29 protein-coding genes are annotated in these 22,707 nt (G+C 66.9%); 3 read left to right on the top strand and 26 right to left on the bottom strand.

All coding sequences use genetic code 11. The annotated features are described in order from the left end of the window. Positions 1-7: 7 nt before the first annotated feature. Positions 8-901, bottom strand: a complete 894-nt coding sequence (locus P696_RS50170) for a tetratricopeptide repeat protein (RefSeq protein ID WP_051468529.1) — start codon at positions 899-901, stop codon at positions 8-10. A gap of 58 nt (positions 902-959) precedes the next feature. Between P696_RS50170 and P696_RS0135155 the strand changes: the two genes are divergently transcribed. Next, positions 960-1,400 carry a hypothetical protein gene (locus P696_RS0135155; protein ID WP_026415997.1) on the top strand — a complete coding sequence of 147 codons (441 nt, stop codon included), beginning with the start codon at positions 960-962 and terminating at the stop codon, positions 1,398-1,400. Between the two features lie 48 nt (positions 1,401-1,448). Here the strand turns inward: P696_RS0135155 and P696_RS0135150 are convergent, their stop codons facing one another. From P696_RS0135150 to P696_RS55205, 7 genes are all read right to left on the bottom strand, one after another. Then, a complete protein-coding gene (locus P696_RS0135150; RefSeq protein ID WP_026415996.1) occupies positions 1,449-2,345 on the bottom strand; it encodes a hypothetical protein in 897 nt (298 codons plus the stop codon). A gap of 199 nt (positions 2,346-2,544) precedes the next feature. Then, positions 2,545-2,892 (bottom strand): hypothetical protein, encoded by a 348-nt coding sequence (locus tag P696_RS0135145; protein WP_157430101.1) that lies wholly within the window; start codon positions 2,890-2,892, stop codon positions 2,545-2,547. Positions 2,893-2,990: 98 nt separating this feature from the next. Beyond that, on the bottom strand, positions 2,991-3,413 hold the full coding sequence (locus P696_RS0135140; protein ID WP_026415994.1) for a hypothetical protein: 423 nt from the start codon (positions 3,411-3,413) through the stop codon (positions 2,991-2,993). A 68-nt stretch (positions 3,414-3,481) separates the two neighbouring features. Beyond that, on the bottom strand, positions 3,482-3,703 hold the full coding sequence (locus P696_RS0135135; protein ID WP_026415993.1) for a DUF397 domain-containing protein: 222 nt from the start codon (positions 3,701-3,703) through the stop codon (positions 3,482-3,484). A 116-nt stretch (positions 3,704-3,819) separates the two neighbouring features. Further along, the gene (locus P696_RS0135130; RefSeq protein ID WP_026415992.1) at positions 3,820-4,680 is read right to left on the bottom strand and encodes a helix-turn-helix domain-containing protein; all 861 of its coding nucleotides are present in this window, start codon (positions 4,678-4,680) and stop codon (positions 3,820-3,822) included. Positions 4,681-4,691: 11 nt separating this feature from the next. Continuing rightward, positions 4,692-5,279: a DUF6879 family protein gene (locus tag P696_RS59135; RefSeq protein ID WP_051468528.1), complete on the bottom strand. Its 588-nt coding sequence runs from the start codon at positions 5,277-5,279 to the stop codon at positions 4,692-4,694. After that, positions 5,179-5,481 (bottom strand): hypothetical protein, encoded by a 303-nt coding sequence (locus P696_RS55205; protein WP_211245922.1) that lies wholly within the window; start codon positions 5,479-5,481, stop codon positions 5,179-5,181. Before P696_RS55205 ends, P696_RS59135 begins: the two co-directional genes overlap by 101 nt. A gap of 454 nt (positions 5,482-5,935) precedes the next feature. Here P696_RS55205 and P696_RS0135120 point away from each other — a divergent pair, with 454 nt between their 5' ends. After that, on the top strand, positions 5,936-6,526 hold the full coding sequence (locus tag P696_RS0135120; RefSeq protein ID WP_026415990.1) for a 3'-5' exonuclease: 591 nt from the start codon (positions 5,936-5,938) through the stop codon (positions 6,524-6,526). A 62-nt stretch (positions 6,527-6,588) separates the two neighbouring features. Here P696_RS0135120 and P696_RS0135115 read toward each other — a convergent pair whose 3' ends face one another. From P696_RS0135115 to P696_RS0135085, 6 genes are all read right to left on the bottom strand, one after another. Then, complete coding sequence (locus tag P696_RS0135115) at positions 6,589-7,404, bottom strand: GNAT family N-acetyltransferase (protein WP_211245921.1); 816 nt, start codon at positions 7,402-7,404, stop codon at positions 6,589-6,591. Between the two features lie 259 nt (positions 7,405-7,663). After that, the gene (locus P696_RS0135105) at positions 7,664-7,954 is read right to left on the bottom strand and encodes a hypothetical protein (protein ID WP_026415988.1); all 291 of its coding nucleotides are present in this window, start codon (positions 7,952-7,954) and stop codon (positions 7,664-7,666) included. Positions 7,955-8,140: 186 nt separating this feature from the next. Next, positions 8,141-8,653, bottom strand: coding sequence for a DUF6879 family protein (locus P696_RS0135100; protein ID WP_026415987.1), 513 nt, complete (start codon positions 8,651-8,653; stop codon positions 8,141-8,143). Between the two features lie 481 nt (positions 8,654-9,134). Then, complete coding sequence (locus P696_RS55200) at positions 9,135-9,323, bottom strand: DUF397 domain-containing protein (RefSeq protein WP_084338762.1); 189 nt, start codon at positions 9,321-9,323, stop codon at positions 9,135-9,137. Between the two features lie 24 nt (positions 9,324-9,347). Next, positions 9,348-9,542: a DUF397 domain-containing protein gene (locus tag P696_RS55195; RefSeq protein ID WP_084338647.1), complete on the bottom strand. Its 195-nt coding sequence runs from the start codon at positions 9,540-9,542 to the stop codon at positions 9,348-9,350. Then, positions 9,533-10,318, bottom strand: a complete 786-nt coding sequence (locus P696_RS0135085; RefSeq protein ID WP_026415986.1) for a helix-turn-helix domain-containing protein — start codon at positions 10,316-10,318, stop codon at positions 9,533-9,535. Before P696_RS0135085 ends, P696_RS55195 begins: the two co-directional genes overlap by 10 nt. A gap of 149 nt (positions 10,319-10,467) precedes the next feature. Between P696_RS0135085 and P696_RS50165 the strand changes: the two genes are divergently transcribed. Further along, entirely contained in the window at positions 10,468-10,896 is a 429-nt protein-coding gene (locus P696_RS50165) for an ATP-binding protein (protein ID WP_157430099.1), read from the top strand. Positions 10,897-11,257: 361 nt separating this feature from the next. On the opposite strand, the gene P696_RS0135070 is transcribed toward P696_RS50165, so the two are convergent. The 12 genes from P696_RS0135070 to P696_RS0135010 all read right to left on the bottom strand — a co-directional run bounded on the left by P696_RS0135070 (position 11,258) and on the right by P696_RS0135010 (position 22,706). Further along, entirely contained in the window at positions 11,258-12,010 is a 753-nt protein-coding gene (locus P696_RS0135070) for a hypothetical protein (protein ID WP_026415984.1), read from the bottom strand. A gap of 84 nt (positions 12,011-12,094) precedes the next feature. Then, positions 12,095-12,889 (bottom strand): hypothetical protein, encoded by a 795-nt coding sequence (locus P696_RS53290; RefSeq protein ID WP_157430098.1) that lies wholly within the window; start codon positions 12,887-12,889, stop codon positions 12,095-12,097. Between the two features lie 193 nt (positions 12,890-13,082). Next, positions 13,083-13,877: a hypothetical protein gene (locus P696_RS53285; protein WP_051468526.1), complete on the bottom strand. Its 795-nt coding sequence runs from the start codon at positions 13,875-13,877 to the stop codon at positions 13,083-13,085. 75 nt (positions 13,878-13,952) lie between these two features. Continuing rightward, complete coding sequence (locus P696_RS56540) at positions 13,953-15,926, bottom strand: DUF6801 domain-containing protein (RefSeq protein WP_157430097.1); 1,974 nt, start codon at positions 15,924-15,926, stop codon at positions 13,953-13,955. A 123-nt stretch (positions 15,927-16,049) separates the two neighbouring features. Continuing rightward, positions 16,050-16,769 (bottom strand): hypothetical protein, encoded by a 720-nt coding sequence (locus tag P696_RS0135045; RefSeq protein ID WP_026415981.1) that lies wholly within the window; start codon positions 16,767-16,769, stop codon positions 16,050-16,052. Positions 16,770-17,548: 779 nt separating this feature from the next. Continuing rightward, the gene (locus tag P696_RS0135040) at positions 17,549-18,250 is read right to left on the bottom strand and encodes a hypothetical protein (protein ID WP_026415980.1); all 702 of its coding nucleotides are present in this window, start codon (positions 18,248-18,250) and stop codon (positions 17,549-17,551) included. Between the two features lie 110 nt (positions 18,251-18,360). After that, positions 18,361-18,987: a hypothetical protein gene (locus P696_RS0135035; RefSeq protein ID WP_026415979.1), complete on the bottom strand. Its 627-nt coding sequence runs from the start codon at positions 18,985-18,987 to the stop codon at positions 18,361-18,363. A gap of 69 nt (positions 18,988-19,056) precedes the next feature. Continuing rightward, positions 19,057-19,608 carry a hypothetical protein gene (locus P696_RS50150; protein WP_157430096.1) on the bottom strand — a complete coding sequence of 184 codons (552 nt, stop codon included), beginning with the start codon at positions 19,606-19,608 and terminating at the stop codon, positions 19,057-19,059. Then, positions 19,608-20,366 carry a hypothetical protein gene (locus P696_RS0135025; protein ID WP_211245920.1) on the bottom strand — a complete coding sequence of 253 codons (759 nt, stop codon included), beginning with the start codon at positions 20,364-20,366 and terminating at the stop codon, positions 19,608-19,610. Before P696_RS0135025 ends, P696_RS50150 begins: the two co-directional genes overlap by 1 nt. A gap of 20 nt (positions 20,367-20,386) precedes the next feature. Continuing rightward, positions 20,387-20,956: a hypothetical protein gene (locus tag P696_RS0135020; protein WP_026415977.1), complete on the bottom strand. Its 570-nt coding sequence runs from the start codon at positions 20,954-20,956 to the stop codon at positions 20,387-20,389. Next, the gene (locus P696_RS53280; RefSeq protein ID WP_051468524.1) at positions 20,953-21,462 is read right to left on the bottom strand and encodes a hypothetical protein; all 510 of its coding nucleotides are present in this window, start codon (positions 21,460-21,462) and stop codon (positions 20,953-20,955) included. The genes P696_RS0135020 and P696_RS53280 overlap by 4 nt, the downstream gene beginning before the upstream one ends. Further along, positions 21,459-22,706, bottom strand: coding sequence for an MCE family protein (locus tag P696_RS0135010; RefSeq protein ID WP_026415976.1), 1,248 nt, complete (start codon positions 22,704-22,706; stop codon positions 21,459-21,461). The genes P696_RS53280 and P696_RS0135010 overlap by 4 nt, the downstream gene beginning before the upstream one ends. Position 22,707 lies beyond the last annotated feature (1 nt).

Below are 22,707 nucleotides of genomic sequence, written 5' to 3'. Positions count from 1 at the left end.
GGGGCCCCTACGCCGTGCCGCCTTCGGCCTGCTGCCGAAGCCAGTCCCGGTAGCCGTTGCCGAGCTCGGACGCCTCGCGCTCGAACTCGGCGAGCGCTTCGGGAGTGCGGGTGAACCGGGCCCGATAGGCGGCGCGGGCTGCCCGCAGTTTGGGCTCGTCCGGCGCGTGACGAAGCCCCTCCTCGGCGGACGCGAGCGCCGCGCCGTGGTCGCCACGCGTGGCGTGCAGGTCGGACAGGTCGAGGTGAAGCGACCAGTTGTCCGGTTCGAGGTCGAGCGCGCGGGCGAACGCCGCCGCCGTCTCGTCCAGGTTCCCGAGCGCGCGCCAGGTGCCCCCGCGGACGACCTCGGTGAAGACCGTCCGGCTTTGGGCGTCGGCGCGGTCGCAGAGTGCCAGCGACTCGTCCGGACGTCCGAAGGCGCGCAGCAGGATCGCCATCCTGGCCAGATCCTCGGAACCGGCCTCCGGACGGCCCGCGACCGCCTGAGCCGCGCCAAGCCAAGGCCCTGCGGCCACCTGCCCTGGCTCGGCCCCGTGATCGAAGAGCCGAGGCGACCCTTCGCAGAGCGCCTCGGCACTGACCTGCGAGAGGAATCGCTCGTCACCGAACCAGGGCGCGTCCGCCCACACGAACCGGGGACTGACACCGCCAAGCGACCCGAGGACGAGCACCGCGTCGTCCATGCGCCCGTCCAGAAAGTGCCGAAAGGCCACCACCGGCGCGACCCGCGCATCGTCATCAGGAAGCTCGCCGAACTCGTCCATCAACTCGGCCGCAGCCGCGTAGGGCTCCGGGTCGTGCGGCGCGGCGGCGATCGCACGAGACAGGTGATGAGCGGCCTGAACAGGGTCGCCACCACAGTGGGCGAGCACGTTCGCAAGGGCGATCTCGTGGGACATCCGCCGAGGTTAACGTCCAGGACGAATCGGAAAGGGGACGTCCTGCGACAATCACGCCATGAAGCTCGCCTCGATCACACTGAACTCGGGACGCCGCGTCACCCTCGGCAGCCTTGAGATCTCCTCGACCTACGGCGGGTTGCTGGCGGGGTATCCGTGCGCGCGGCTGAACGATCGCAAGCTGGCACGACTGGCGAAGCGCCCCGAATCGGACCACCCCACGTGCCCGGTCCACCTGATCACCCCGCCACGCCGCTACCCAGAGGGCAAGTCGGGCGGACGGCGGCCGTTCGGCCCGGTGGAGGAGCTTCCCGCGCTCTACTGTCGCGGCGTGTTCACCTCGCATTGCGTCACACCGAACCCGGACGGGGCATTCGACGGCTCATGGCTGACGGTGATCTGGTTCCAGGACGACCTCGCGACCCCCGTCCCAGACTTCGCCGCGACGGCGATCGCCGACCTCGCCTGGGACGAGCTGGCCGAGGACTACGAACTCTAGAAACACCAATGGCGGACGGCACAAGCTCCCGTCCGCCATCAACCCGAGTCAGTCCAGCAGGTCTTCGGCTCGCTCGACATCGAAGGAACGCTTGAACCACCGCTCCGCCTGCTCCGGATCGGTACACGCCTCCGCCCGAGCCCACATGTCCGCAGAGACCTTGAGGCCACGGTGCTCCAGGATCTGGAGCGTGGCCAGAGCCTTGCCCCTGGCCTCTCCCCTGGCTTCGCCCTTGGCCTCGCCGATGGCCTGCTGGGCGCGCTTGAACTCGCTGACGACCTCGTTTTCGGTGGTCATGTTCAAGAGCGCCTTCAGTTTGCTCCTTGCCTCACCCTGAGCCAGTTCCAGCGCGTCGGCAACGTGTTTCTTCGCTTCGGTCGGATCCTCGATGTCCTCCAGGCCCTGAAAGAAGCGCTCACACGTGCCGGTCAGGTGGCCGTGGGCCATGACGGACAGAGCTGCCACGCTCGGGTTGTCGATGACCTGCTGGACGGTCTCGATCTGCGGGATCTGGTTGGGACCAACGATGCAGAGCTTCAAGGTGAGCGTGAGGGATCCGCTCGTGAGGGCCACCTCCCTGGGGAACTCGTCGGCCTTCGGGTCGGGCGTGAAGACGACCACGTGGACGCCCTCAGGGGCGTGGGTGCGGTGGAGCCACGAGGCAGCCGCGTCCGCGATGCAGCGCCGGAACTCCCTCTCGGCGAGGGCGGACCCGAGCTCCTTGATGACGACGCAGATCGCCTGCTGTGCCTGACCTCCGGCCCGAGAAACGTCGGCGCGGAAGCCGCGGAAGTCTCGGAGCAGCCTGTTGTAGGCCTCGGCGCCGCTGACCACCTGGAAGTTATCGGGGAGTTCGGTGCCCGCGAAGGTGGCCAGCGCCCAGCTGGACAGTTCGGGATGGGCTTGGAGGACGGCTTTGACGCCGTCATGTCGTCGTCCTGGCATGTCACGAGAAGCTACTGATCGTCACCGACGGTGGCGAACGGGAGGCCAAGGCGACTTGCGAGGCATCGCCAGAGAAGGCGCGATTTGGCAAATGCCTCCGTGGCCACATCCGGCCACACCCCCTCCCACCTGGGACGATCGAGCCTCCACAGGTGGCGGACGTCCCCAACACAGTCCCTCGGCGGCATGCCTGGGAGTGTCACGTCCTGATCATGCTGAACAGGGGGTTCTCCGTGTCGCCGTTGACGGCGACCTCCACCCCCAAGCCGTCTCTGATCAGGGTGACGATCTGGGCGACGTGCACGAACGCCACCCGCGAGATCACTTCGTCCGGCTCGCGAACCCTGATAACGAGCACGCCGTTCCCGGGCTCGAACGTGATGAGGATGGCACCTTCGGAATCAATGATCGGTTCCGGGAGAGGGAAATCTTCGAAATTGATCCCAGCGGAAGACTCAAGCGTCCACGAATGAACCCACCACGATCCTTGCCTGGTCGGCACAGGCAGAGCCGTCGTTCTAATTTTGTCCGCTGAGTAATTCGGCACGCCATCACAATACTTCGAACGACCTCAGCCGAACCAGCTGCGCAGTTATCGACTCACGGGATCCAGAACCCTGCGTATCGGAACCGATTCGCTGGGCGTCAATGACAGGTCTGGGCCGTGGCGACCAGTGCCAGGTGGAGGTGTGTCGAGCCGCTCAGCCAGTAGGCCCAGCACACATCGTTGCCCAAGCTCAGGTCGTGGAGGGCCCGGCCGAAGCGCACGGTGTCGGGGATGGCGTCGGCCTCTTGGCCCACCTGGGCCTTGATCGGGCTCCACTGGGCCCGCAGCCAGGTGATGCCGTCCTCTGGGGTGGTCGCGACGTGCCTGATCGTGCCGGGCGGTTTCCGCAGCCAGTCTCTGATCGCCTTCGGGGCGTATTCCGTGGCCAGGTCACGTCGGGCCGACTCGTTTCCGTATGTCTCCCCGTCCATCCGGGACGAGTGGCAGTGCCAGTGCAGCCCCCGGTGCTTCCAAATGACAGGCGACGCGCCCTGCCAGTAGTCGTAGTCGAACGTCTCCACTTGGCCCCCGTTGACGCGTGGCCCGGTCCCCTGAGACAGATGCGAGGACCGGGCCGGTGGAGCATCGGTCAGATGTCGAACTCTCCGGCCTTCACCCCTCGGATGAAGCCCTCCCACTCGTGGCGGGTGAACACCGACGTGACGCCGGTCTTGGAGTCGCGGAGTCCGATCGTCCCGCCGGTCTCCGCGTCCGCGAGGTTGGTCGCGACCTCCACGCAGCCGCAGCCGCCGTTCTCGCCGTTGCACAACGTACTGACCTTGAACAGGTAGCGGTTCGACTCAGCAGCCACAGTGCTCTCCCATCCGCAGGGCCGGTTCGAAGCCCCGTCAACCGCGGAGCTCATGGGAATCACGCTAGGAGCGGGCAGCCGGACGCCTCCATGAGGTTGCCCAAGGTTGTCCCCGACTAGGCAAGAGCGGCAAGCGCCGCCGCGATGAGGTCGCGAGCCGATCGACCGTAGACGGCAGCCTTCTCCAGGCCGGCGAACTCTCGCGCGTAGGCCCTGACCTCGGCGGGCTGCGTGACTCTGAGGTATCCGGAGATGAGCTCCACGGACACCTGGTCCTCGTCGAAGATGAGGAAGCCCTCGGTCGGACGGGCCCGAACGCGGTCGGCGTCCAGCGGGATGATGCCGAGGGACACCGCTGGCATGCCCATCACTTCGAGAAGGTGACCCAGCTGCTCGGCATGCGCCGCAGGTCCCGCGAGGCGGTAACGGAGCACCGCTTCTTCGAGGATGAAGATGAACCGACGCCCAGCGCGTTTCAGGAGTTGCTGACGGTCCATCCGCTCCGCGACCGCTGCGGCGACGTCATCGAGGCGCACGCCTTGCCGCAGCCGCACCTGTTCCAGGGTTGTGGTGGTGAACGCGGCGGTCTGGATCAGCCCCGGGAAGGTCCGCGACTGGTAGGAGCGGATGAGCGAGGCGCGTTCGTAGACCGGCCTGACCGACTGCTGGGCCTGCTTGAGGCCCGCACGGTTGAGCCGCTGATAGGTGAGCCACATACCAGCGGCCGCGCGCTGCTCGGCGAGGAGCTCCGCTGTCCGTTCCGGGGAGACCCCGCAGACCGCGCACCAAGTGCTGACGTCTGCGAACGAGGCGGGCCGAGTCCCGTGCTCGATCTTGCTCACCTTGGAGTTCCCGTGCCAGCCCGCCCGCAGGGCCAGTTCCTTGGCGGAGAGGCCGGCGGCCTGACGGACTTCGCGCAGTTGGTCGGCAAGGGCCTGCCGGGCCTGCTGGGCACTGGAAGACGAGGACGAGGGCACGGGAGGAGCGTTCAGCCGAGCGTGTAGTCCTCATGCGGGATGGCCAGGTCCCATGCCGTTTCGAAGGCAGAGGAGCACAGCGCGGTCACACGCGGGTCGTCACTGAACTGATGCCCTACGACGTTGCCCTCGCCGTCGAAGACGGAGAACCGCACGACCCTGCCGTCGAAGATCCAAAAAGGGTTTCCGGGAAGGGCCAGCGTCGAGGTCTGGGAACGGGGCAGCCAGCGAACGTCCTCACCGATCGCGATGTTGTGGTCGGCGGTGATGCTGTGCTCCCAGCGGATGTAGTCGCTTACCGGTTCGGAGACGATCCGGACGCGTCGGACGTCGACAGCGCGGTTCACAGCTCCCCGCACGGCGTCCTGGAACGCGCTCCCCGCGGAAACGGACGGTTGGGGGCGTCCCTCCTTCCAGGCGAGGAAGCGAGGGTCATCCGTGATGTGCCAGTCGTGGAGCTCCAGGTGGAAGGCGGACGAGGTGGCGTCCGCGATCAGATCAGGGAAGCTCGGCTTGCTCTCGTCGCGTCCGTACGTCCTCAGCAGGGCGGGGGTGGTTTTCAGGGGTGAAGCGCCGTCTGCCGCGCTCGAAATCCCCACCGGCCGCCTCCATGATGATCTGTGCCATTGCTGCGGGAAGCCGAACCACCGACTCGGTCTCTTTGAGTCGGCTGTCGGAGTTGATCCAGGCGAGGACGCCGGGGTCGGTGACGGTGTCCCCCTGGAAGAAGAAGTCGCCGCTCTCCGAGTCCACCCACACAGCCGGGCAGTCGTCGTCCGGGTTCGCCGGATCAACACCCACGAAATCTAGTGCCATGCCGCGCTCCCGGTTGACCGATGGCCGAAGGTTGCCCTTGGGAGGGTCCGATGCCAGGGGCGGCGCGTCAAGACGTGGCCCTCGCTTCGCGTGGACGAGTGGCGCAGGGGGCAGGTGATTCTGGCGTCGTGGTCATCCGGTCCACAACGGCCGCTATCGCGTCCACGCGATGTGCTACATCTGCCCGATCGAGCAGCTCGGGCGCTGCGCCGACGCGCACAGGACTCCGACAACGCAGATCCACGAGGCGGCGGGCGGCCTGAGGCGGTGGGGGTGCGGGTGGTTCATGTGGGCGTGCGGATGGCATGTGTTGAGGGGGGCCGGACGAACCGCCGCGGTACTTCCTGCAGCGTCACCCGCCTCTCAGGCTTATGACGCCCCGACGCCCGCTTCTGCTCCGTTGGCGCGGACGCGCTGGGATCGGATGGGAGAGACCCGCATGACCCAGCCATGGAACGGTCACCGGTACGTCGTGGTCGATGTCGAAGGCAATGGTCAACGGCCGCCGGATCTCGTCGAGATCGCCATCGTGCCGGTCGAGGACGGGGTGATCGGTGAAGGCCGGAGCTGGCTCGTCAGGCCGCCTCGGCCCATCACCGCGATGGCTCGGCGCATTCATCGCATCGGCGACGACGAGGTTGCCGCGGCCCCTCTGGCCGGAGAAGTCGCCGGGGAGATCGGCGAGCATCTGGACGGCGCGGTCTTTGTCGCCCACAACGCCCACGTCGATCTCGACGTGATCGGGCGTGCTGTTCCCGGTTACACGCCTTCCCTAGTTGTGGACACGCTCAAGGCCGCACGCCGCCTCCGGCCCGGCCGGATGTCCTACAAGCTCGGCAGCCTTGCCGACGCCTTCGGCTTGGCGGATGGGATCGGGGTGGGCCTGCGTCCACACCGCGCCACCTATGACGCGCTGATCTGTGCTCGCCTGCTCGTCCACCTAGCCGCGCCGCAGGACGGTCCGCCGCTCACGCTCGCCGATCTCGTCGGGGAGGAGCGGACCGGCGACGCGGCTCCGACTCTGTTCTGATCGCCGCCATGGGCTCTTCCTCGCGGCGGACGGTCCTTCCGGCGCTGGCATCGTCGTGGGGGTTAGGGGGTGAGGGCGTGTTCGGTGAAGTGGCCGGTGGGGTGGAAGCCGAGGGCTTGGTAGACGGGTTGGCCTTCGGCTGAGGCTTGGAGGACGGCGGTTTTGTGGGTGTGGGTGCGGGCGGTGTTCAGGGCGGCGAGGGTGATGGCGCGGCCGTAGCCGCGGCGGCGGTGGGTGGCGAGGGTGGCGATGTTGTAGATCCCGGCGACGTCCGCGTGCAGGAAGACCTCGGCTGAGCAGACCGGACGGTCGTTCAGGTAGCCGACCAGGTAGCGGGCCGGGCAGTCGTCGGCGAGCGCGGGTTTCGCGGTCAGGGTGAAGAAGCGCTGGACGGTCTCGGCGGGCGGATTCCAGTTCGCGGCCAGGACGGTGGCGTAGTCGGCGAGGGCGTCGGGGGTCGTCACGGGGCGGATGTCGAGTCCGGCGGGGGTCTCCGGTGGCGGGGTCTCGTCCAGGGACGCCCACATGGCCACTTCTTGTTCGGACACCTCGAGGCCGGCGGCGGTCAGGCGGGCGGGGAGGTCCGGCGGGGTTGAGGCGGGGCCGACCCACCAGGAGAACGGGCGCCGCCTGGCGGACAGGGTCCGGATGGTGTCGGCTATGCGCGCGTCGGCGGTGTCCGGGGTGAAGCGGGCTATGGCGACGATGTTGAAGGTGTCGTCGTCGAGGCCGCTGTCGGCGATCACGAGGTCGCCGGTGTCGGCGACGGTCATGCCCGGGGTGTGCCGGTGCAGGTGGCAGGCGTGTTCCGCCAGGTTCTGCTCCATCCTGGTCAGCAGATCGGCCTGGTCTGGAGCGGGATGCTGTGTCGCATTCATGGCGGTTGATTCCATCACGGACGAGTCGGAGCGGGCTCTCGATTTTGCCGGGCGGACCAGCGTCGCGATGACGGGCGCGGCCACTAGGTGATCACGGCGACCGGAACCATTGCCTCGCGGCGGACGGCGAAGCCTGGCCCACCGGGTCGCGACTGCCCGGCGGTGCCGCCTGATGCCGTTGATCCCCTCCCCCGCCGCGCGGCGTCCCGCCCGGGACCGGCGTTGTGGGAGGGGGCGGGACGGTCGTGGACAGGTGGCGTCAGGGGGTGACGTTGTGGCAGGTGGGGTCTTGGGGGACGACGGCGATGGAGGCGTACGGCTGGTCGCCGTGGTAGGCGGTGTAGATGCGGTTGCCGTGGTCGCACTTGGTGGCGGCGTTGCTGAAGCCGTCCGGCATGCGGATGAGGTCGGCGGGAGCGCCGTTGTCGTTGCCGGAGCGCGGGGCGTCCTTGAACGGCTCGGTGTACTTGGCACCGCATCCGGACAGGCCGCCCAGGGCGAGGGCGAACGTGGCGACGACGGCTGCGAGGGCGGCTTTGGGGTGCTTCATGTCGGGCGCGTCCTTCCGAGGGGGCGGGCGGGTTGCGGCGTCGGCCGGAACCCGGAGGGCGTGAGGCCCGTCCCGATCATGGTGATGGACGCGCCCCGCGTGCGCGTCACACGACTCAACCTGCGGCTCAGTCCCGTGGGGATGGGCGGGAGTCGTGGACGATTCGCCAGTGTGCGGGGGCGAGGGTCACCCGGCGCGGTACTCCGGGAAGGGGACGGAGTGGGCGAGGGCCAGGCGCTTCTGTTCGATGTACGGGGTGGGGTCGGCGTCGTCCAGGAGTTCGCGGCTGGTCTGGGTGCCGTCGTCGGCGTAGTGCATGAGGACGACGTGGGTGTCGTCGAAGAGCCAGAAGTCCTGGGCTCCGGCGAGCGGGTTCGGGCGGTCGGTGACGTCCAGGATTCGGATTTCCTCCCCGGCCTGCGAGCTGTGCGGGTAGAAGGCGAACTCGAACCGCAGGTACTCCGTCAGGGGGCGGATGAGCACGTGGACGCGTCCGATGCTGCGCCCGGTCTCTCGGAAGCGGCGGACGCGGACGAGCCACGGGTCGTCCTCGGGGATGTCCAGGCGGCCTGTCTCACGCCAGACGCGGAACTCCTCGTCCTCTTCGGGGACGCCGTAGACGGGGAGCGTCTCCAGCCGGAAGGCGTCACGCCGGTAGGAGTCGAAGAACTTCCGCCAGTCGTCACCAGCCAAGAGCACGGACGGCCTCCCACAGCAGCTCGACGGAGATCTCCACGATCGCCTCACCTTCCGAAGTCCGGTGTCCCTTGATGTAGTCCCCCTGCACCGCCAGCGTTCCCCGATCGGTGCCCACTTCCTCTATGGCGTCCCCCCAGCTACGCGAGGTCTGGCCGGACGAAGCGGCCCCTGCGGGGCGGACGCATCCCAGCGGCTGCGGACGACAGCCCCGCTGGCGAGACGTCCCGCAGCCACGAACTCTGGACACTCCGATGCGCTTGTCCCTGCGGCGCGCGACCCATGCACACGGGCCCCTCCCCTTGCCCCTGGACGGCTGAGGCCAAGGGGTTGGTCCGGGACATCAGCGTGACGCGCTGGAGGAGCACCGTGCGCGAAGTTGAGCGTGGACGTCCTCGTGCGGAGGCCCGAACCCCGTAGAGGCCGTCCCGGACGAGACGGCCTCTCAACCCTTCACGCTCTCATCAGGCCATCAACGCCGCGCCTATGCGCTCCTGATCAGCGCGACAGCACTGCGGAAGGCATCGCGTGACATCAGCAGGTTCCCTGCCTCCGGGGCCTTGCTGTCCCGAAGTGCAACACCCTCACACGTCCAGGCCAACTCAACACAGTCGTCACCCTTGTCGCTGCTGTGGGACGACTTGCGCCAACGCGCTTGAGAGATCTCAGACATCACTGGCACCTTTCGATCTAGCACCTACGACATCTCGATGCCTCGGATGTAGTCCAGAAGCTGACCGAAAGAGCCGCGCTCAAGTTGCACGGTGCCGCCGTCACGATCCTTGCTGTCACGGACCGCCACGCCAGCCGTCATTCCTGCGACCTCTATGCAGGCGTCTCCCTTGTCACTGCTGCGCGACGACTTGCGCCACTGAGCTTCGTTCACATCCACTTCGCCTCAAGCACCTTCCCGATGTGTGCTCGCGAGTCGGCCACGTTGCGCGCCCTGGCCTGGAGGTTGGCGAACGCCTCATTGACGAGCGCCAGGTGCTCGGCCTCCTCAGACGTCTCGCCTCCGAACGCCGATGCAGCATAAGCGGCTTCATCGCGATCATCCTGAGTCGCGATACAGAACGACCCACTTACGCTGCGATAGTAGGCCGTCGGAGCAATCTGGAGACAGATCTTCTCTCGGGATGAGACCTCGTACAGGTATGTGAGCTGGTCCTTCATGACCTCACGTGTTCCGACCTGCCGATGCAGCACCGATTCGTCCAGGATGAAACAGGCCATGGGCGCTGGATCGCGAACCAACGTCTCCTGACGCTTCAGGCGCGCCTGCAGCGACGACTCGGTGCGCAGGAGCGCACGCGCATAGGACTCGACCTGCAAAAGCCCGTCCACCACGTCCGAGGAGTAGTGGCGGAGCATCACGGCGGTTCCTTCGAGGCTGGCGTAGTCCTCGAAGTACTGGGGGTACTTGGCGCTCCTGACGAGGTCTCCCCATGCTTCCGCGACTTCGTCCTTGCGCCCCAGCGCCTCACCAAGGCGTTCCGAGAAGTCCCGGCGACAGCGGGTGATGCCCCGCTCAACCTGGCCGACATAGCTGCGCGTGACGGCGACCAGCTTGGCCGCTTCCGCCTGGCTCAGCCCCGCCTCTTCCCTGAACCTCTTGACCCTCGCGCCGAAGGTCCGCAGGTGGGGGTCGATCCGCTTCTTCGTCGCCATGTGAGCTCCCAGATCGGGCCGGTGGTACCGGCAACCCGGTTGGTAGTGATGTGCGACTGCCTGAGGAGTCGCGGCCTACCGTACGTCGCTCCGTGGCTGGATGGTGACGGAACGCGAAAATCCCAGGACACAGATCCGAGGCCAAGGTGATGATCACAAAAGCCGAACTCCGGCCGACGCCGCCGCCGAACGGCGTCGCGGTGCTGGAGGTCAAGTCCGAGCCCGAATCCATCAAGGCTGCTCGCGACTTCGTCGCGGACTGGTTCGCCGAGAACGCGTACGACAGCGACCTCGCCTACCTCGCGCGAACGGTAGTGACCGAGTTGGCCACGAACGCACACCGGCACGGGTCCGACAACGGCGATCCCATCACCACACGCGTGTTCAACACGGACGCGGGCCCCGTCATAGAGGTACTGGACGCAAGCACCAAGCTCCCTACCGTCAAGCCCCTCACTCTCGACGGCCTTACGGGACGCGGCCTCGCCATGGTGGATCTGATGGTCCCCGCATGGGGATTCACCCGTCTCCCAGAGGGAGGCAAAGTCGTATGGGCGCTCCTACATGCGCACGCGTGAGCGCTCGCACACTGCTAACCGCCATCCTCCGCGACCTCTACCCGCGCTGGGACGTCCAGGTGGACACCCGAGGCATCTGGCGCGCCACCGGCCCCATCCTCATCAGCGCCTCATCCCCCGAAACCCTCCTAGACGCCCTAACCACCGCCGACCCCGCCGCCACCACCAGGGCCGCCGCGCACCTCCTGCCTGAGAGCGGAAGCGCGGCGTTGCCATCGGAGCCGCCACCGAGAGTCCGGTGGTGAGCGCAGCCAAAGCCACGGTGGTAGATCTCGTCAACTGCAATTGCCTCGTGGTCGGCGGCTTGAACGTGGAATGGTGCGACTCCCTCCCTTGAAAGAGGGAGTCGCACCACATGCACCTACGGGAGGTTCGAGTACGAAATCATGCCGACGTGCATGGGCAGGATCACCGTGCTGACGCCAGCCGGGGAGGGCAGACCACCGAGTTTGTTGAGGAACGCGTTGCCGTTGTCGCTGCACCCGGTCGCCGTCGGAACCGGGAAATTGTTGTCCACGACCGTCCCCGCGCGCACACCTGGTGCGACACGACTCCACGGGACGCCGCTGATCGGCTGGTACGGGGGTGGAGGTGTGGTGGTTCCGGTGGTCAGATGCACGGAGATGGGGTCGCTGTCAGTCCCGACCGTGCAGTGACTTCCGAGGTCCTCGCCCGTGAACCTGATTTTGAAGCTGAGGTTCAGCCCCAGGGACTGGGTGAACTCGAATGCGCCCGCATACTCGGGCTGGGCGTAGACGGGCTCGCCATGCCGAGTCGCCACCTGGAACCGCTCGGCACGGAGCGCGCCGAAGACCTGGCTGGGTCCCGTCTCATCGGACCAGGGGCTCCCGAAGGTCAGCTTGAGCGGAGTGTCGATGACGTGAGTGACGTTGCCGATCGTCACGCTTCCGCTGCTGGCGATTGCCTCGAAGCAGAAGGACCCCGAGGGCGTCGTTCCTGGGGGGAGGGGCGGGCAGTCCGCGTAGTCGAAGGTGGGGATCTCATCGGTCGGCATGGCCTGGCGCGCCTGCGCGGGGGCCGCCGCCAGGCCCAGGGCGGCAGCGGCCACGGCGGTGGCGCAGAACGCACGGCGTGCAGACTTGCCGAGTCTCATCTTCTCTCCTCGCGGGGTGTGGGTGGACGAGTCGTGCCCTTCGCTGCGGGTGGGCGGCGGGCACGACTCGGGTGCCTACTTTCGCTAGGGAAGAGCGGTGTAGAGCTTCTGGCCGATGTACTCGTTGAAGACCATCTGGTTCTTGCCCGCCGCCGATGGGACACCGGCCTGGGCGTTGACGATCGCATTCACGAGCCCGAAGTCCAGGGCGCAGCCGTCGGCGCCGGGGACGGAGAAGGTGTTGTCCACGTGGGTCGCCGAACGGATCACAAACGGCGTCCGCTGGACAATCGTCGCGGGCTTGCCCGTGATGGGCGCGGTGCCTGCGGGCGGGCTCGTGGTGCCCGTGGTCAGGTTGAGCGTGATCGGGTTGCCGGTGTCACCGATCACGCAGGTCCCGCCAAGGAACGGGTTGGTAAGGCGGATCCGCATGCCAAGCGTGATGTGGTAGTCCGGCCCCGTCGGCTGGTCGAAGACGCCTGCGTACTCCGGCTTGGCGTAGACCGCCGTGACGATCGGGTCGCCAAAGATGCCAGGCTGGACGAGCATCTTGTCGGCCTGCATCTTGCCGAAGATCGGCGTGTACAGCTGCGTGTCCGGGTTCAACGCGCTGGCGAACGTCAGCTTGATCGGCGAGGTGATCTGCTGGTTGAACTTCCCCAGCTGGAACGTCCCGCTCGTGACGATCGACTCCACACAGACCGAACCCTCGTTCACATACGGAGCCGGCAACACCGGACAGTTCGCGAAATCAAACGTCGGAATCGGGTCATCCGCATGCGCGGCCGTCCCCGACATGACACCCGTGACCGTCGCGATAGCGGCGACACCTGCCGCCACCCGCCGCCTGCCACGCCCTGCGAAGGTGAACTTCTGCATGGCCATTCCCTTCTGCCTGCCGGCCCGTCGCCAGGCCGGAGTCGATGGAGAAACAGCCCCCGATACATGCTGTCGGCCCCGAAGTTCTGCCGGGTGACCGATGTTTACGTCCCGACTCGGGTGGGAGGTGGGACGGGCCGTGCCCGCGCAGGGGTGGTGGTCGCGCGGGGCACGGCCCGGGTCAACGGGACTACTAGGTCGCGGGGTAATTCTTCTGCCCGAGGTACTCGTTGAAGATCATCTGGTTCTGGCCCGCCGCCGACGGAACACCGGCCTGAAGGTTGACGAGCCAATTCGCCGTACCGCCGAGCCCGCAACCCTTGGCACCCGGCACCGCGAAGGTGTTGTCCACGTGAGTCGCCGAACGGATCACGAACGGCGTCCGCTGAACGATCGTCGCGGGCTTACCCGTGATCGGCGCGGTACCCGCGGGCGGGCTGGTCGTCCCCGTGGTCAGGTGCAGCGTGATCGGGTTGCCCGTGTCACCGATCACGCAGGAGCCGCCCAGGAACGGGTTGCTCAGACGGATCCGCATACCGAGCGTGATGTGATAGTCGGGCCCGGTCGGCTGGTCGAAAACACCCGCGAACTCAGGCTGGGCGTAGACCGCGGTCAGGAGCGGGTCGCCGAAGATACCCGGCTGGACGAGCATCTTGTCGGCCCGCATCTTGCCGAAGATCGGCGTGTACTCCTGCGTGTCCGGGTTCAGAGCACTCGCGAACGTCAACTTGATCGGCGAAGTGATCTGCTGGTTGAACTTCCCGAGCTGGAACGTCCCGCTCGTGACGATCGACTCCAGACAGACCGACCCCCCGTTCACATACGGAGCCTGCAGCACCGGGCAGTCCGCGAAATCGAACGTCGGAATCGGGTCATCCGCATGCGCGGCCGTCCCCGACATCAGACCCGCGGTCGTCGCGAGAGCAGCGACACCCGCCGCCATCCCACGCCCCGTCCACCTGGTGAACGACTTATTGCGCATGGCCATGCCTTTCTCCTCTGCCGGTCCACGGATTGGACCGAAATCGATGGGGAGCGACGCCCCGACGACGGGCAGGCAGCGTCAGGGGGAGGTGATCTTCTGGTGCGGACTGTACGAGAAATCGCCAGCGACATACCAGGTTGCGGTCGGCTGCAAATCCGGATCCGGATCGCTGCACTGGGGTTCCACTCCGACGGCAACTGGATTTCCCGTGCCGAAACTGAGGCGATCCTTGCTGGGGTCAACGGAAACTTCGCCCAGCGTGGCCGGCATATCCGTTGTACCGTCATCGGATATCCTATTCAGGCTGAAGTTGCAACCGTCGGAGCCGGTCATCTCGAGCTTGAATCCGGCCAACTGCATCGCCCACTGCCCCGGAACGCCTTGAGTAGTGTTCACGTGCAGCGTCCACGGGAATCCCGCACCATGCACTTCGGTCGGGACTCCACCGTTCCCTCTGACGCACTTCTTGAACTGAGCACCGTCAACGGTCGCGATTCGATACATGGACAGATAGCGTCCACGCTTGAAGTTCATCTTCAACCTTGCAGACTCACATTGGACCGAGTTCCCGTTATCAGCAGTCAGTGTGAATGGACTGACGGTTGCCTCTACCGCCTTGCCGGGGAGGACCGTGTACGAGAGGGGCTCCGGCTCGTCCGTACAGCCTCCCGGTACATCTGGACTCGCCAGACACCAGAGACCGGATTCGACCTTCAGATAGTTACTGGTTCCGGCGCTCGTCGCATCCACCAGAGGTGTCAGATCCTCACCGGCCCCACACCCGCTGAAGCCCGGCACATACACGCTCCCCGTGTACGTGCCGCCCTGCTCCGGACTCAATGTACCGACACTGTCGTTGCCCAGGTCCGCGGATATATTCAAGGGCAGCGCGCCCGTATGGCAGTTCTCACCCATACTCAGACTGGTTCCGTTGACGGAAATATTCTTGACACGGAGATCCACGAATGAGCGCGCATACGCGCGACTTTCAAAGGAAGTCGGAGCGCCGGTGAACGGCCCATCGGCATACAGGTTCCCCATTTCGCTGGAACCACCGGGTGGAGCCGCCTGCCTGGTAAGCACCGTTGCAGTGGTCGGCATGAATCCAAACCCCAGTGCAGTCCCCGTCGACGGGGTCGTTGCCGTACTCCCGTAACTATTACTCCGAATATAATTATTCGCCAAATCGGTCCGACTTTGAATGTTCATGCGGAACCTGATCTGCGCACCAAGCGGAATGGCGGCCTTCAGTTTTCCGAGATTTCCGAACCCTGCAGCCTTCCCGCATTTGGGCGTGCCCGGGCGGATCGGCCTCAGCGGGCCTGGATTCACCCCGGGCGGCGCGGGAGGCGGGTCCAGGCGCGGGTCGGGATTCATCCCCCCGCCGGGCTCAAACGGGGATGGAGTAACGATGCAGTCAGCACGCGAATCATCGCCCGCCGGCTGATTTGCCAGCGGTGACCGCTTGGGCAAGGCGGAGGGTGTCGTCCTCCCCTTCAACGCCAGCCTTCCGAGGACGGTCCCGCTCTTGGGGGTACAGGTCAGCGTGACGGTGGACGCCTTCTGCCCCTCGGCCGACAGCCGGAGCACCATCTGCCCGGCCTTCCAGACGACCTGTCCCGCTTGATCCGTCAGGAGCGCGGGGACAGCGCCGGTCCCTTGCAGGAGCACCTGATTCGTCTGGTCTGAACCCGACGTCAGCGAGAAGGTGGGCCATCCCGCGTTGACAGACGTCTGGCCTTGGCCGACGTTCACCGCGATCGATGCCACACCGTTCAGCGACGGGGCTGGTGCCGCCCCCGTCGAGTCCGGCTGGCCGGTTCTCGCCAGCTCGCTGCGCAGACTCCCCGGCGCCTTCAGGGTCACGCCGACGTCGCCGATACGCACCGGCGCGTTGATCTTGCCGGTCGCAGGCACTTCGGCCTTGATCCCGAGGGACACCCCGTAGGTGGCTTTGGGCGTCGCACACAGGTAGGACACCTGCGCCCCGATGTCGGCGGATGCAACTCGGACTGCGGCCAGCACGCCTGCACTTGCCAGCAGGGCGGTCACGGTTGCGCCGCGTACGACTCTGTGGGGGCTCGCGAGCATGAAAGTCCTTGGATCAGGTAGTGGGGCGGGCCGCCACAGGAGGTCCCGTGGCGGCCCGGTCATCGGCTTACGCCGTTACAGAGGTCAGGGAGTGTTGATGGTCAGGAAGCCCGTCGCCGGGGAGACAGGGGTGACCTTGAAGGACCCCAAGAGCGTGATGGGGTCACCGGCGTTGATCAGCGAGGGGTCGCAGTTGGCGTCCACCGTGGCGACCCTCAGGTCGCTGACGCCGGTGCTGTCGAACTTCAGAATGCCGGTGGAGTCGGTGTAGCTGCCGTTGTAGAGGGTGCCTGTGCCACCGCCGGGGCCCGTGACGGTCGCGTGGCAGTTGTCGCTGCCGACGATGTGCGCCTTCACACCGGTCATCGCGCCCTTCGCGGAGACTCCGTTGACGACGGTGCTCGGGTCCACGCTGATGGACCAGGGCAGGTTGTCCGCGGTGACCTGCACCGTGATGCCGAGAGGACCGGAGCACGCACCGCCCGGGTTGGCCGGGCTGGAGAAGGTCGCGGCGGTGAGGCTCGCGGATCCGTTGGGACTGATGCCCGAGCCGAGCTTGGCCGTGCCGGTCCCCGTCGCCTTGGTGCAGGTGATCGACGCCAGGGTGGTCAGGTCCTTGGCCGTCACGTTGGTCGTGTTGGTGACCGTGACGCCGATGGAGGTTCCGGTGGCTCCGGTGGCCGAGACCGAGATGGTCCCGGTGTAGGGGGGCGGCCCGGCGGCGAAGGCGGTGCCGGCGGTGAGACCGAGCGCGGCGGTGGCGACCGCGGCGCTGAAAATGCTGTTGCGAGTGAGCTTGCGCATGCCGGTTCTTGTTCCCTTCAGTGGGGTGGTCTGCGAGTTCTCGTAGGGACGGTGACGGCGTGTGCTTTCGGGCATCTCCTCTACCTGTCGAGAATGGACGGGACCTCCTCGGTGGCGGTGAATCTCTACTGCTCCGCCAGGGGGCTGGTTCTCCCTCTCCCGCCCGCTTGCATGGTCTGACCATAAGCGGGGGTCCCGGCGGATTCAATAGGAGATTTGGAACTTTTTTCGTCTTATCACCAGGTGATAAAACGCGAGCCCGACGTATTCACTTGAAGTGAGTTTTGGATCTCGCGTTTTTATCACCGAGTGATGATCCTTGTGACTCCAGGGACCGGAGGGGACGATGAGGGCGGGCTTCCCTGCGCGCGCCAGGTGGACTGGTCGAGGCGAAGGTCGCGGCCGGGCGGCGCACCCGGTCCTCACCGGGTGCGCCGCACAAACTCGCCTGTGGTGACGGCGCGACGTCCGCTTGTCGCTGGTCAGGGACTCGGCGACACATCCGCGATGCTCGCCGTCCCGGGTCGGTCGAGTGAGGGCTGAGCGTCCACACCCGGCGATCGCCACGCCGGTCCGAACGTTGCGGGCCAGTTCGGCGAGCTGCGCCACCGGCGATTCCCCAAGGAGTCCACCTCGCCTCCACCCATAGCGCGGCAGCTTCGGGACGCACGATGCACCTCCTTGAGGGAGTGACCTTTTATGCACTGCCAGTACCGGAAATTCCGCTCATTTTCTTCATCGGTCACCCGGTGACGTCAAACCCTGACCCGAAGCAGTTTTCATCTGCCGAGACTCATTCGGGTGAGGTTCTTCCTCGGGTCACTGGACAAGGAAGGAATGTTGATGACGACGTACGGGCTGATTGAGTAAGTGCCGTGGATGCTGAAGGAATCGCCCACGTCGGTCAACACCGGGTCGCAGTTGGCATCCACCGACTGGACGGTCAGGTTGCTGGTGCTGCCGAGCCCACCGATGGTCAGAGCGTGGGTGGCGTTGTTGTACTTGCCACTGAGAGTGCCGCCGACGCCGCCAGGGCCTGCGAGGGGCGCGTGGCAGGCGTCGCTGCTGAGGAGGCTCAACTTCACGCCGGTCAGCGTGCCGGGCGTCACGCCGGAGACGGTGGGGCCCGTCACGTTGAAAGCCCAAGGGGTGGTGGTGTCTGCGGTGACCTGCAGCGCGAAGAAGCCGTTGCACCAGCCGTTCCAGCCGGTCGACGGGCTGGCGGCCGTCAACGAGTTGACCCGAAAGACAGGGTTCGACGCAGGATCGCTGACGTCCGCGGTCCCCGTTCCCTTCGAGGTGGTGCAGGACCAGCCAGCACCAGTCGTGTTGTCCTTCACGGAGACGTTGCCGCTGTTCGTGAGCGTGATGGCTTGGGGGGTGGCCAGCCTCTGCCCGGTCGCGTGGGCGGGGGTGGTGAGGGCGATGACCGAGCTGGCTGCGGCGGCGGCGAGCAGGGCCTTGCGTACCGACTGCTTCATGACTGGTCTCCCTTCGACCGGGCGATCGCAACGGGCGGGCGCCTGTCGCTATGAGCTGAGGCTTCTCGTTCAGCCTCCGAAGGTGTCGACGGCGTTCGGTCCGGGCTGGTCTAGAAGACGAGAGGTGGGCTGACCGTGTACGAGGCGTTCATCGTGATGGAGTCGCCCACGTTGATCAGCCCGGGGTCGCAGTTGATGTCCGCCGTCTGGACGGTCAGGTTGGAGGTGCTTCCGACGCCGCCGAGGGTCAGGGAGGCGGTGCCGCTGGTGTACTTACCGGTGACCGTCCCGCCGCCACCGGCAGGGCCCGTGATGGTCGCGTGGCAGTTGTCGCTGCCGACGAGGGACGCCTTAATGCCGGTCACGGAAACGGGTGTCACCCCGCCGACGGTCACGCCCGTCGGACTGAGGGTCCATGGGAATCCGGAAGCAGTGACCTGCATCAAGATGCCGGGGCCAGTGCACCAGCCGTTCGGGTTGGCCGGGCTGCTGAACGCCATCGAGTTGATCTGGACAAAGGCGTTCGGCGGGTCCTGTGCGATTCCCGTTCCCGTCGACTTGGTGCAGGAGATCGTCCCGCCGGTCGTGGTGCTCTTCCACGTGGCGCTGCCGGTGAGGGTGATCGGGTGGCTGGTGGTCACGCCCTGCCCGGTCGCTTGGGCGGGAGCGGTGGTGAGGGCGATGACCGAGCTGGCCACGGCGGCGCCGAGCAGGGCCTTGCGTACCGACTGCTTCATGACGGGTCTCCCTTCGACCGGGCGGTCGCGACAGGCGGGTGCCTGTCGCTATGAGCTGAGGCTCTTCGTTCAGCCTCCGAAGGTGTCGATGGCGGTGAGCTTCCAGGTGCCGTCCACGCGGATCGCGGTCACCGCGAACACGGCTGCCGAGTAGCTGGTCTGGTTCTTGTCCGTGCGGGTGTTGCGCTGGTCGGCGAAGATCAGCAGGCGGGCTTGGTCGTCCTTGAGGGACTTCACGGCCGTGTCGGTGACCGTGGTCGTGAGGATCTGCTTCTGCTGCGGGGCCTGCTGCCGAACGGTCGCGAACAGCGCGTCGTACTGCCGGACGGCATCGCCCGTGAGCAGCTTCTTCGCGGCCTGCTCGGTCTTGGCCGTGTCCGCGTAGTTGTACGAGAACACCGTGTTGAGGGCGCTGGTGACCTCGCCCTTCACCTCGCTCGTGCGGGCGTTGTCGGTGAGGGCGTGGTTCTCGGCCGCGGTGTCGCCGGTCAGGGCGTTCGCCTTGCTGGCCGTCCAGGCGGCCGTGGTGCCGAAGGCGATGGTGAGGACGCCCAAAAGGGCGACGACGCGCGTCCGGGCGGTGCCGGGGATCTTCTTCTTGCTCTTCGTCTTCTCGCTCATCAGTTCCCCGACGACGTCGCGGCCTGGCCGAGGGCGGAGAGCCTCCACCCGTCGGACGTCCTGGTCAGCTGCCCGGAGAGACGCCGGGTGGTCGTGGACGACTTCCCGTCGGGGGTCGTCACCGTCACGCGGATCGCGACCATGACGCCCGCCTTCCCGGCGTCGGAGTCCAGCTCGGTGATCCCGGACTCGAGGATCTTGGCGGTGCTGACCGTCTTCGCCTTCGTGATCGAGGCGGCGAGCTGCTGGCGGCCCTGGACGATCTGGTTGTACAGATCGGCGGTGGTCGAGTCCTGCCAGAGCGACAGGCCCTGGTCGATCTTCGTGTAGTCGAGCGTGTTCAGGTTGACGACCTCCTGCTCGGCGGAGCGGAGGACGTCGTCGCGCATGCGGGCCTGGTTGATGCCCTTGTCGTTCGAGGCCGAGTGGTAGCTCCAGCCGAACCACGCCGCCGCGAGCCCGGCGATGACGGTGATCGCGAGCGCGACGAGGATCAGGGGATCGCGTCGCCAGCTCCGCTTCCTCTCCGGTTCGTCGGCCTTCGGCTTCTCCGCCTCAGCCTCGGTCTCGGCCTCCGAAGACTCGGGTTCCGGCTCCTCGGCTTCCGCGTCCTCGTCTGAGGGTTCGGGCGGGGGTTTCTTGGTGACGTCCCTCGTCCTGACCTTGGACTTCGGCTTCGGAGTCGGCTTCTGGTCCGCCTCCTCCTCCACGGATGTGGCAGCCTCGGCCTTGTCCTTGAGTTCTTCCTTGGTGTCCACCTGAAATCCACCCCTTCCTTTCAGGCAGCCCGCAGTTCGGTGATGCGCCACGTCCCGCCGGAGCGGTGGGCCGTGACGATGAGCTGGGCGGCCACGGGCGTGCCCGTGGCCTTGCCCGCCCGGGTCGACTGCTGGTCGAGGAACACCACGACCACAGCCGTTCCGTCGCGATCGAGACGAACGACGCCGGCGCGCGAGACCTTGGTGGTCAGCGCGAGTTGCTGGCGTGGCGCCTCCTGGCGCACCTGTCCGAAGAGCGATTGGTACTGGGATGCGGCCTTGCCCGTGAGCAGGCTGGACGCGGCGCGCGCCGTCGAGTCCGGGTCCGTGTACGAGTAGGTGAAGACGCGCTCGACCGCCTTGCTGACGTTCGTGAGCGCGTCCGATGTGGCCGTCCTGTCGAGGAGGGCGCGGTTCGCGGCCGGGCCGCCCGACGCGCGGTCGGACGCCCAGGTGTTCAAGGCGAAGGCGGCTGCGGCGACGACCACGGCGACCAGGTAGGGCCACCAGCGCTTGAGGAAGGCGCGCGAGCGCTTCTCCGGCTTCTGCTTCTTCTTGGGCCTCGCCCGGACCTCGACCTCGACGCTCACAGGTGGCCTCCCGGCGCGACCGGCGTCAGTGACTCGACCTTCCACAGGCCGTCCGAGATCCGCTTCATGCCGACCTCGAACCGTTTCCGCTGCTCGGAGGACGGCGCGCCGCCCGAGTCCGCGCCGAGGAACACCCGGACGGACGCGAGCACCGTCGCCTTCCCCGCGTCCTTGTCGAACGACGTCACCGCGGCGGCCGTGACCTCACCGCGGGTCGGCACCTGCTGCTTCGCGAACTTCGCCTGAGCGGCGGGCAGGTCGCGTTGCAGGGCCTCGCGGAGCGTGCCGGTCGAGATGTCGAGCCAGTGCTCCATGTCGAGCTGCGCCCGGGACGGGTCGACGCTGTTCAGCATCACCATGTCCCGGACGGCCGTGTCCTTCATGTCGCTCAGCTGCGCCGCGTACGTGCGGTCCTCGTTCCAGACCGTCCCGGACCACCGCCACCCCGCGAACCCGAGGAACGCGAGGGCGGCGGCGACCAGGACGAGCCCGACGATCTTTCTCATTGGCCGATCCCGAGGAGCCGCTGCAGGGACGTTCCGCTGTCACGTCCCATGGCCGGGAGGCCGACGGCGGAGAAGAACGGCTGCGCGGCCGTGAGGTTGGCCCTGTCCACGCCTGGGACGGCCGCAGACGGAACGCCGTAATGCGGGGCGTTCTGGGCGCCACGGACGTTGATCCCGCTGCTCTTCGGCTCAGCGCAGTGCGCGTCGCCGTTGAAGTCCACGGGCTTCAGCTCGGTCGTCCCGTTCCGGTACCGCGTCCCGCCGTAGCCGCGCGTGCACGGCTGCGGGTTGAAGAACGTGTTGATGAGGCCGAGGCGCAGCTTGCCGTCCTGGACGATGGACGGCCCGATCGCGGAGATCTTCGGCAGGTTCGCGAGGGTCGTCTCCAGGCCCGGCAGGCGGGCGTCGGTGAGACGCGCCGTCGTCAGGAGGTTCGCGAGGAGGGTCGGCAGTCCGGGGTCCAACTCGTGGAGCAGCCTGGAGAACTCCCGGTTCGCGTCCGGCCCCTCCTCCAGGATCGTCCGGATGTCGCCGTCGGACGACCGGAGCGTCTGCGCCAGCAGGTGGGAGCTCCGGGCGAAGTCCTTGAACGCCTGGGCCTCGTCGTTCTGCGTCTTCAGGACGACGTTGCCGTTCTTGATCAGCTCGTCGGTCTCCGGGAACGCGGCGTCCGACGCGGCGATGAACTCGCCGCTGGTGTCCAGGAGCTTCTGGAGGTGCGGGCCCTGCCCGGCGAACGCCTGGCCGAGCTCGTCCACCACGATCTTCAGGTCGTTCAGCGGCAGCGTCCCGGACAGGTCGTTGATGCTCTTGAGCGTCTGCTCGACCGGGACGGGAGTGGTCGCCGCGCTGCGCGGGATCACCGATCCCTGCGCGAGGTACGGGCCGCCTTCGCGCTCCGGCTCCAGCTCGACGTACTGCTCGCCCACGGCCGACCGGTTCGCCACGATGGCCTTGAGGTCGCGGGGGATGTCGGGGGCGCTGTCGGAGATGTGCATCTCGGCGAGCACGCCGTCCGAGGTGAGCTTGAGGTCGCCGACCTTGCCGACCGTGATCCCCCGGTAGGAGACGGCCGAGCCCTTGAAGAGGCCGCCGGTGGTGGGCAGTTCCAGCTTGACGACGTAGTAGCCGCGCAGCCCGACGTACTTCCCCAGGTCCGCGTACGTGATCGCGATGTAGGAGATCACGAAGACGGCCAGCAGGGTGAAGATGATCGCCTTCAGGCGAGCGCCGACGGTCAGCATG

Origin of the sequence: Actinomadura oligospora ATCC 43269 (genome assembly GCF_000518265.1) — a bacterium.
Lineage (GTDB): Bacteria > Actinomycetota > Actinomycetes > Streptosporangiales > Streptosporangiaceae > Spirillospora > Spirillospora oligospora.
This window is presented reverse-complemented; position numbering and strand designations above follow the sequence as displayed.